At 65.8% G+C, this 1,646-nt stretch carries 3 protein-coding genes; all 3 read left to right on the top strand.

Annotated elements, in window-relative coordinates; translation table 11 throughout:
• Positions 1-675: MotA/TolQ/ExbB proton channel family protein (locus ACSFB7_RS37775; RefSeq protein ID WP_435477445.1), on the top strand; the 675-nt coding region annotated here is incomplete at its 5' end.
• Between the two features lie 34 nt (positions 676-709).
• Positions 710-1,138 (top strand): ExbD/TolR family protein, encoded by a 429-nt coding sequence (locus tag ACSFB7_RS37770; protein WP_435477444.1) that lies wholly within the window; start codon positions 710-712, stop codon positions 1,136-1,138.
• Positions 1,139-1,150: 12 nt separating this feature from the next.
• The gene (locus tag ACSFB7_RS37765; protein ID WP_435477443.1) at positions 1,151-1,585 is read left to right on the top strand and encodes an ExbD/TolR family protein; all 435 of its coding nucleotides are present in this window, start codon (positions 1,151-1,153) and stop codon (positions 1,583-1,585) included.
• Positions 1,586-1,646 lie beyond the last annotated feature (61 nt).

The raw sequence follows: 1,646 nt of genomic DNA, 5'->3' as shown, positions 1-1,646 counted from the left end.
GCCGCGACAACCAAGGTCGACAACCCCTACGGCATCGGCGCCCTGTGGGCGCAGAGTGACCTGGTCGCCAAGGCCGTGCTGGCCATCCTGGCGATCATGTCGATGGGCAGCTGGTACGTGATCGTCACCAAGCTGCTCGAACAGATGCGCATGGGCCGCCAGGCCAAGGAAGTGGACAACGAGTTCTGGAACGAGCGCACCGTGCAGGCCGGCACCGCCAAGCTCGCAGAGGGGAGCCCCTTCCGCTTCATCGCCGATGCCGGCGTGCACGCCACCAAGAAGCATGACGGCCTGCGCGGCAAGGTCGACTTTGCCGACTTCGTCGACCTGTGCATCCACCGCGCCACCGAACGCGTGCAACGGCGCCTGAGCAACGGCATGTCGCTGCTGGCCACCGTGGGCTCCACCGCACCCTTCGTCGGCCTGTTCGGCACCGTCTGGGGCATCTACCACGCGCTCACCGCCATCGGCATCGCCGGACAGGCATCGATCGACAAGGTGGCCGGCCCCGTGGGCGAATCGCTCATCATGACCGCCATCGGCCTGGCCGTGGCCGTGCCTGCGGTGCTGGGCTACAACTGGCTCCTGCGCCGCAACATCACCGTGATGGACGACGTGCGCGAGTTCAGCGGCGAGCTGCACTCCGTGATCCTGGCCGGCAGCGCCGCCGCCTGACAACCGCACCGCCGCAGCGAACCGGGCCACATCCATGGCGATGAACATTCCTTCCGCCGGAGGAGACGAGGAGCAGGTCATTGCCTCCATCAACACCACGCCGCTCGTCGACGTGATGCTGGTGCTGCTGATCATCTTCCTCATCACCATTCCGGTCGTCAATTACTCGGTGCCGGTGGAGGTCCCGAAAGAGCGCAACGAGGTGCGCGAGAGCAAGCCCGACACCGTCGTGCTGTCGGTCGACACCACGGGCCGCATCTACTGGTTCGACACCCCCGTGCGCGACGCGAGCACCCTGGCCGACAAGCTCAGGAAGGTGGCGGCCATGACACCGCAGCCCGAAGTGCACATCCGCGGGGACTGGCACTCCGACTACGAACCGGTGGGCAAGATCATCTTTGCGTGCCAGTCCGCCGGCATCGTCAAGGTGGGCTTCATCACCGAGCCGCCCGCGCGCAACTGAGAACACACAGCCATGCGAAAAGAAAAACAGGGGCGCCGCCGAAGTGCGCCGTCCGACGAGCCCATGATGGACATCAACACCACGCCGCTGATCGACGTGATGCTGGTGCTGCTGATCATGCTGATCATCACCATCCCGATCCAGTTGCACGCGGTCAACCTGAACATGCCCAACGGCAACCCGCCGCCCAGCGACATCAAGCCCGAGGTGCTGCGCGTGGACATCGACGAACGCAGCACCGTGCTGTGGAACGGCGAGGCCATTGCCGACCTGGCGGAAGTGGAACGGCGCTTCGAGCAGGTCGCCGCGCAGGCGGTGCAGCCTGAAGTGCACCTGCGCCCCGACAGGCATGCCAAGTACAGCATCGTGGCCGGCGTGATGGCCTCGGCGCAGCGCTCGGGCGTGACCAAGCTGGGCATCATGGGTTCGGAGCAGTTCATCCCATGAGCCGCGCCAACGACTTCGACCCCAAGTCCCGCTTCGGCCCCGTGGGCATCGGCGTGATGAT

The organism is Variovorax raffinosi (assembly GCF_051216615.1).
Taxonomy (GTDB): domain Bacteria; phylum Pseudomonadota; class Gammaproteobacteria; order Burkholderiales; family Burkholderiaceae_C; genus Variovorax.
Note: the sequence above shows the minus strand (reverse complement) of the source record. Positions and strands in the feature narration are given on the sequence as shown.

What these genes read in the sequence shown, in the direction of transcription:
- ACSFB7_RS37770 (WP_435477444.1), top strand. Translation starts at nt 710, where the DNA reads ATGGCGATGAACATTCCTTCCGCCGGAGGAGACGAGGAGCAGGTCATT.
- ACSFB7_RS37765 (WP_435477443.1), top strand. Translation starts at nt 1,151, where the DNA reads ATGCGAAAAGAAAAACAGGGGCGCCGCCGAAGTGCGCCGTCCGACGAG.